6 protein-coding genes are annotated in these 7,908 nt (G+C 38.2%); all 6 read left to right on the top strand.

Annotated elements, in window-relative coordinates:
* Window positions 1-100 precede the first annotated feature (100 nt).
* The 6 genes from KPC_RS15795 (at window position 101) to KPC_RS15770 (ending at window position 7,856) form a co-directional block, all read left to right on the top strand.
* The gene (locus tag KPC_RS15795) at window positions 101-3,334 is read left to right on the top strand and encodes a TonB-dependent receptor (RefSeq protein WP_121975316.1); all 3,234 of its coding nucleotides are present in this window, start codon (window positions 101-103) and stop codon (window positions 3,332-3,334) included.
* Between the two features lie 179 nt (window positions 3,335-3,513).
* Entirely contained in the window at window positions 3,514-4,293 is a 780-nt protein-coding gene (locus KPC_RS15790) for a Slam-dependent surface lipoprotein (protein ID WP_121975315.1), read from the top strand.
* A gap of 73 nt (window positions 4,294-4,366) precedes the next feature.
* Entirely contained in the window at window positions 4,367-5,863 is a 1,497-nt protein-coding gene (locus KPC_RS15785; protein ID WP_121975314.1) for a surface lipoprotein assembly modifier, read from the top strand.
* A 10-nt stretch (window positions 5,864-5,873) separates the two neighbouring features.
* A complete protein-coding gene (locus KPC_RS15780; RefSeq protein ID WP_121975313.1) occupies window positions 5,874-6,770 on the top strand; it encodes an energy transducer TonB in 897 nt (298 codons plus the stop codon).
* Window positions 6,771-6,796: 26 nt separating this feature from the next.
* Entirely contained in the window at window positions 6,797-7,393 is a 597-nt protein-coding gene (locus KPC_RS15775) for a biliverdin-producing heme oxygenase (protein WP_121975312.1), read from the top strand.
* A 76-nt stretch (window positions 7,394-7,469) separates the two neighbouring features.
* Window positions 7,470-7,856, top strand: coding sequence for a YbaN family protein (locus KPC_RS15770; protein WP_227591522.1), 387 nt, complete (start codon window positions 7,470-7,472; stop codon window positions 7,854-7,856).
* Window positions 7,857-7,908: the final 52 nt, after the last annotated feature.

Here is a 7,908-nt window from a genome sequence, read left to right as displayed (position 1 = left end):
GTTCTGTCATTCGTCATATTAAGTAGAAGCGAGGAACTTGTGAATTTTTTTGTCATACAGATATTAATAATTCTCATTATCATTTAATAGGCGGGGTTGAATGGACGGTAAGCGTTGTAAAAAAAAGTTGGAATCAAAAGCTTTTCAAGTGTCAGCATTAGCATTTGCTATACATATGATGACGCTTGGTAGCGGTGTGATTTTACCTGTGTCTGTTTCCCATGCTGCTGAAGCTTTGCAAACGAAACAATACGATATTCCTGCAGGTTCGCTAGCAAAAGTATTAAATACCTTTGCAAATCAGGTCGGGGTGGCACTAGTGATAGATGCCAGACAACTGGATGGGAAAAACAGTTTAGGATTAAGCGGTTACTATACAGTAGAGAATGGATTTGAAAAGATACTCGATAATACGGGATTTTCAGTATTAAAAGCAGGACAAGGTTATACAGTTGTTAGAAGTACAGCTCTGCAATCAGAATATTTGAGCCATAATTCTAGCCCTTCAGAAGCTTTACCATCCAAATCTGGAAAGGTAACAGAAGTTGTAAAACTAAAACCTATGGTGGTGTATGGGCAACAAAACCCTGATAGCCAAGGATATAGTGATGTCTATGATAAAAATCGTTCTTCTGTTTATTTGGGTAAGGATTATGTAGAGAGGTTCAAAGGTACGAATCCTGCTGATGTGTTACAGGGTATGGTCGGTGTTTATAGTGGTGATGCACGAAATAGTGGTGCAATCGATCCAAGCATTCGTGGTGTACAGGGCGTAGGACGTGTACCACTGACTATTGATGGAACTGAGCAGTCCATTGCCGTTTGGAGAGGCTATAACGGAGTAAATAACCGGAATTACATTGATCCAAATCTGATTGCTGGTGTCGAAGTGATTAAAGGTCCAGCAATTGAACGTAATGTGATGACATCTGTTGGTGGCGGTGTTGTGGTGAAAACCCTTGAGGCTACAGATATTGTTCGTCCAGGTGAAAAATATGGCGCAGAACTGAAAATTGAAGCATCAAGCAATTCAATTCATCCACAGTTTCCGAATATGAGTAAAATAGGGAAAAAATATAATGAAACTGTACCTTGGATAGAATATGTGACTTCTGATGGCACTGTTCAGCTGTTTGACCCAGATTTTTACAAGGCGAATAGAACAAAAAGTGACAATTCATTTTTTTCTGGAGATGATAAAGCAGGGCGTTTAGCACTTGCAATGACACAGGATAAATTTGATTTACTTGCAGTTTATGCTGTCCGTGAACGTGGTAATTATTTCTCGGGAACCAATCGCCCCGGTTATTATCGAAAAGCCGATCCTAATAGTAGTCAAGATTTTATTCCTTATTTTGCCTATGTCTATGTTCCGGGAAGTGAAGTGCCAAATACATCAAGTCAGATGGAGTCTTGGTTATTCAAAGGAACTTATAGATCAACCGATGAGCAGACTTTGAAATTTACTTATCGGGATAGCAAAAACCGCTATGGTGAAATTATGCCATCCCGTATTTCTTGGGGAGTCTCTACGGAAACGGGGGTGCCACAGTGGCCACTCAGTGAGGTCAGTTCAAAAGCCTATAATCTGGAATATAAGCTTAAACCAGACGGGAATAAATGGCTTGATTTTTATGCCAGTCTTTGGCGCACAGATACTAAAAATGATACCTATACTCGAGGAGGAGCGCCTACAGAGTTCTGGCCTTTAGGTGTAAGTAAAAATGATCAAATATTAAAAAACCTTGCATTGAGTTTATCGGACAATACACGTGAAGGTATAAATATAAGTAATAAAATGTCGTTGTTTAAAAATCTGGATCTTACCTTTGGAGGCAGTTTTCTAAAAGAAAAATTAACCTCAGGAGATGATTTTGCAGAATCTGCTGAGCAGATATATGGTGGTTTTAGTACATTAGCCATGCCAAGAGCGGGACGTCGTGAAGAAAAAATGTTTGATTTCAATTTTAATTTTCGACCAACGTCCTGGTTAACTTTAGATGCTGGAATGCGTTATCGCTCATATTGGGCATTTGATGATTTTCTGGATAACCGGATAAAACAGGGGAGTAGCTATGTAACAAATGATGGTAAAGAGTATCGTTTTCCTTTTACAAATAAACAGAAACTGGATGGATATACCTACACGTATAGAACGATGCCTGAGACAAGAGTTGGGCATGAACTACGTAATTTCCAAAGACAGGAAAGAAATTATCGAAGAGACAATCCTGATTGGGATGGTGACTATATGTCGGTTACACGCGAGTCGAGTTCGATATTTTATAATGCAATTTGGTCTCAAAAGAATGAGATAAAATTTAAAGCCGATGAAAATGGAAGGATGTCTCCATCCGAGCTGTTGAATGGACTAAACCAGATTCTTCAACCATATACTGGATTAAGTCCTGAACCAGTAACCTATCAGCAAATACCGATTAATCAGGTTACAAAAACTAAGGATAGTGGATGGGCACCACAGTTTACGATTGCAGCAAACCTGACGCCGAACCAACGTGTGTATGCACGTTATGCGGAAGAATACCGGTTACCCAGTTTATTTGAAAGTACCGTAGGTTTCTCTGCTTTACAGCCTTATTTAGGTTTAAAACCTGAACATGCTTTTAATTATGAAATCGGTTACGTTTATGATTTGCGTGACTTGTTTAAATCAGCACGTAATGCCGATTTTAAACTGGCTTATTACTATAACAAAACCAAAAATGTGATTGAACGTAGTCATAATCTGATTTTTACCAATATGGATGAACAGCTACTGTCAGGGCTTGAGCTACAAAGTCGATTTGATAATGGTGCATTTTTTACAGATCTTAGCGCATCTTATAATTTAAAAAATCGTGTCTGTGATACCGATACTGCAGCCAGCAGAATGATCGAGGGAGGTGTAGTTCAAACAGCCAATGGTTTGCAATTTAAAGATCAATATCAACGCTGTGTCGATGATGGTTTTCCGAATGGTTATTTGGCAACCATGGCAACCCCTGAAGTAAGTATACATGCTTTACTTGGTACGCGGTTGATGGATGAAAGACTGGAGTTAGGCTCACGGATCACCTACCACAAGGCATATCAAAGTCCTTTACGAAAAGAGAATGTTGCAGGTTTAAATGAGGGATATTACTTTAATGTACCACTTGCATGGGACGATATCTGGCTGCTGGATGCTTATGCCCGTTATCAAGTTGACCGATACAACACTGTTGAACTGATCGGAACCAATCTCACCAATCAATTTTATATCGACCCTTTGACGCGTAGTGCCATGGCTGCTCCAGGGCGCACTATGAAAATCAGTTGGACAACCAAGTTTTAATTTTTAACAACAGACCTTGATTTATCTCAGGTAGGTCAAGGTAAATTTTAAGTAAATAGTAAAAGTTAATGATTATTATTTACTTTTAAACGTGTAAATCTAGACAGGATTTACAGAATAAGGCAAAGAGTGAATTCACTCAAAATAAAAATGTTATTTAATATAACGGAGTAATACTCATGAAAATCAAACAATTACTAGTAGCTTTGGCAGCTTGTTCAACAGTCATGACTTATGCAGCAGTAGAAGGTGCATCAAGTAATGAAGCTAATATTAAAATTGGAGCAGCTGCAAACCCAAGTCATCCTGGCGGTGATGTCGCGATCTCGATCCAGTCAGCAGGCGCACCATACAATGCTTATACTGGTTTTAATTCTCTGCAAAATTTAGCCAAAGCTTTTACTCGATCAGGTACGAGTAATCAGGATGTATCTGTAAATGGCAAGACTTTTAATATTACCCACATTCCAGTAACAGCAATGCCTGCTTCACATAGTGCATTAGGTAATTTTAACTTTGGTCAAGTTTCAGGACAGGAAGTTTACTTTGGTGAATGGTGGAAAGCAGGTGATACAGCGGCGAGTGCAGGCCATACTGTTTACTATGGTGGTAACAGTGCCAATACCACTGTTCCAACCACAGGAACAGCAACTTACACCGTTGCAGGAATTAATGGTTCGGCAACAAATCTGTTGACAGGTACATTTACAGCAGATTTTGGTGCAGGAACACTAAATGGTACATTGAATGGTACAGGTAATACTGTTAACAGCCTAACTTTGGATGGCGTTGGTTTTGATGCAGGATCTGCAGCATTCTCTGGTGGTGTAATTGCCAATGGAAATGTAAATGGTGACGTTACTGGTCAATTCTTTGGCGCAAATGCAGGTGCTCTAGCAGGTATCGCTGAGTTTAACAACGCTTCTTATAACACTGCTTTTGGTGGTGCAAAAAACTAATCTAAGTATAGAGGAATTCACAATTGTGGATTCCTCTTTTTATTTTATTCAAGTTTTTTAGGTTCACTATTTTATGTTACGAAGCTCAGTTTGCTGTGTGTTTTTATTGTCTCAAAGCTATGTATTTGCCGATGATGATACTCGGTTACGTCTTAATCAAAGTATTGACCGACAAATGATTCAGCAGGAACGTCAGTTTCAACAACAAGAAAAGCTTTCAGAAACTGGATTACCGAATATTGTGGTTGCGGGGCAGGAACTGACAGTTGAACAAAATCAGGATGATTTGGCTAAGGCATTGTATTTATCAGTTATGCAGAAGCAGTGGAATAAATCACAAGTCTATCTGGAAAATTATAAAAAATATCCAGATTATGATCGGGCTCTAACAGAATTTGCTGAAGGAGCGATGTTAAGAGCGAAAGGGAAGTTAAAACTTGCTGAAAAAAAGTTTAAAAATAGTTTGAAAATACAACCAAACAATTTAATTACTGAGCTTGAGCTTGCACGGGTACTCTTTGAACAGCAAAAAAATAAAGATGCCAAAGCAAATTTCCAAACGATTCAAAATAAATTGAATAAGAGTGACCCTGCAATGATTCCCACTGGTGTATCAAATGCAGTATCAATGTTTCTAACTGCATTAAAACAACGGGATGCATGGCAGGGAGCAATCTCATTTGGTCCTACATATGGTCTAAACATCAATAATTCATCTGATCAAACGATTCAAACCAGTATCAGTCAATTTGTTTGTGATAATGAAAGTAAAAAATGCGGCATTGTCCAGGTGCCAAATTATTGGAAAACTCCAGCTAAAAAAAATGGTTCTGGTCTGGATCTAGAAGGCACGATAAACAAAAGATTTGCACTAAAAAGCAACCATGGTATCTCAATTAAAGGAATTAGTTTTGGGCAGTATTATTTTGATCAGCATGAATATACTGATGCGACCTATAACTTAAATACAGGGTACAGTTTTCTGAACCAAAAAAATCAGATCAATGTTGCTCCGCTTTATGAATATAGACGCTATGGTCATGACACTTTATATCATGCATGGGGGGGACATGCTGACTGGATGCGTTTCATTTCAGCAAATCAGGCAATAAAAATTGATGCCGAAATAAAAGATTTAAACTATAAAAAATATCGCGTTCAAGATGGGCAACAATACTCGCTATTGAGTACATTTTGGCAAATTTTACCTAATCAATGGACATTATTTAGTGGTCTGGATTGGTTTAAACAAGATGCCAAAGATAAAGCTCTCAACACATACGATCAATATGGCATCCGCTTGGGACTAAGTAAATCCTGGGGTTGGGGAATTAATACGACTTTATTTAGTTCATATCGCTGGCGGCAATATGAACAGTATTCAGCTGTGATTGGTGTAAGACGGCATGATTTTGAACAAAATTATACCTTGGTCATGCAAATGCCAAAATTCAAGTTTTATGGAATAACACCTAACTTAACTTATCGTTTTAACAAAAATGAAAGTAATTATGGTCTATTTCCATTTGACAAACAAAGTATAAGCCTGAAGTTTGAGCATCAGTTTTAGGGGGGATGACATGAAATCACATTCCTTTAATATTGAACGCCATTTATACAAACACAAAAAGTGTGAGCTTTGGTTAATCTTTGGGATAGTTATTGTACTGCATCTCTGCATTTTTTGGCTGGTAGTCAATTTAGTTGAACCTTTTACTTTGGAAGCGCCACCAAAAGTAAATTCGATGCTTGTACGCTTTGTATCAAAGAGTAATACAGATCAAAAAAATAAAGATTTTCAGCCGATACAGAGTACAACGGCTACAAAAGCTTTAAACCGTTCTGAACAAAGAAATACTCAATCATCTGCGCAAACAAATATACAAAAAGAAAATAAGAAAAATCATGTGATCAGCAGCCTAACTTCTGAGCGTGCTAAAGCAAGTACTTCAAAGAAGACAGAAACATTAGCTGAGAAAAAGGATCAAAAAGATCAGCCTGCACACCAGCATTTAGAAAAAAATAAACCATTTAATAGTCAAGCTCAGGCAACTGAAAATAGTGTTGTCAACGCTGATACCAATTCAAGCCGATCAAATCAAAACCAGATGAAAGGATCAGGTGGTGAGCGTAGTGATCAGGATGAAAAAGTTCAGATGCGTGCAGTAGAAAGTGCTGTTGATCGAAATGAACCGATTCAGGTGAGTAGTGTAGATGTCTTGCGTTTTGGACAGCTTAAATATGATGACCGGGAACTGAAACAGCAAAATCGAATATTGCTATTGAGATTAATCATCAATGAAACAGGGCAAGCCGTAGACATACAGGTTAAACAAAGTACAGGCATTCAAAGTCTGGATGAACGAGGCATACAGGCTGTACGATCTTCAAAATTTAAACCTCATAAAATCAATGGGAAAGCAGTTTCCATCGTGGTGGATTTTCCAATAGAACTCAAATTGGGACGAAGCCGTTAATAACATTAGGGCAAAGGAGCATAACAATGAGCGCAACAACTGAAACGATACAAATCAGTAGCTTATCACAACGATTAAAGAAAGAAACAGCATCAGAACATGAGCGGATGCATCAGCTGATGGCGAGTGCCGATGTCTTTTCAAGTAGAGAGAAATATGTGCAATTTACGCTCTTGCAATATTATTTTCAGCAAGAAATTGAACATTTATTTGAAAGAGAAGGGATTGCTGAACTCATTCCAGATTTAGGTATTCGTGGCCGGTCACAGCAGGCATTACTTGATCTGAAAGATTTTGGTATTCATCCCCAAGGGAAGACATTAAATACTGAACATGTGCCGTTACCAGAAGCTTTGGGCTGGATATATGTTTCAGAGGGTTCAACTTTAGGTGCAGCATTTCTTTTTAAAGAGGCACAAAAAAATCTGGATTTATCGGCTGAGTTTGGTGCAAGGAATTTGGCTGCATATCCAGAAGGACGTGCTGTAGTCTGGAAGCGCTTTGTACAGGCTTTGGATGAGGCCAATTTTGATTCTGCTAAACAGGACAGAGTCGTTCAAGGTGCATTGGACGCTTTTGCCTATTTTGGCGAGGCTTTGACATACCTCAACCAACTGAAATAATGCATATAACAGGACATAATCAAGCATGGGCAAATTAGAAAACTCCGAGATTCAACATGATAAAAAATCATCCAGTATGATTGAATCTGGTACAGGATTAGCGCGTACTGTCTGGATGCGCTGGATATTTATTTGTCTGGCTTGGTTGTGTATTGTTCTTGGGATAATTGGAGTTTTTATACCCGGATTACCTACAGTGGATTTTATTATTTTAGCGACTTTTTTTGCGGCAAGAGGTTCGAAACGTCTACATCAATTTTTATTAAGTAATCGTTATATCCGCCAAATTGTTGAGGAATGGCAATTAAACCGAAGAATACCTAAAAAGGCAAAATACCTCTCTACTGTTAGCATGAGTCTAGCTGCGGCTATTATGATTTGGACTATTCCACATCCTTGGTTTGTTTATCCAGCCATTTTATGTATGTTCTGTGTGCTAGTCTGGATGTGGCTAAAAGCTTAATGAGTAAAGAATAAGCAGATTGATCAATATGCTAAAAACATATAATAAATTC

Origin of the sequence: Acinetobacter stercoris (genome assembly GCF_900323515.1) — a bacterium.
Taxonomy (GTDB): Bacteria; Pseudomonadota; Gammaproteobacteria; order Pseudomonadales; family Moraxellaceae; genus Acinetobacter; species Acinetobacter stercoris.
The sequence above is the reverse complement of the archived record's forward strand: the minus strand, read 5'-3'. Positions and strand labels throughout refer to the sequence as shown.

Bases quoted from the DNA above. Each gene is read 5' to 3' on its own strand.
- KPC_RS15770 (WP_227591522.1), top strand. From the start codon at position 7,470: ATGATTGAATCTGGTACAGGATTAGCGCGTACTGTCTGGATGCGCTGG.
- KPC_RS15795 (WP_121975316.1), top strand. From the start codon at position 101: ATGGACGGTAAGCGTTGTAAAAAAAAGTTGGAATCAAAAGCTTTTCAA.
- KPC_RS15780 (WP_121975313.1), top strand. From the start codon at position 5,874: ATGAAATCACATTCCTTTAATATTGAACGCCATTTATACAAACACAAA.
- KPC_RS15785 (WP_121975314.1), top strand. From the start codon at position 4,367: ATGTTACGAAGCTCAGTTTGCTGTGTGTTTTTATTGTCTCAAAGCTAT.
- KPC_RS15775 (WP_121975312.1), top strand. From the start codon at position 6,797: ATGAGCGCAACAACTGAAACGATACAAATCAGTAGCTTATCACAACGA.
- KPC_RS15790 (WP_121975315.1), top strand. From the start codon at position 3,514: ATGAAAATCAAACAATTACTAGTAGCTTTGGCAGCTTGTTCAACAGTC.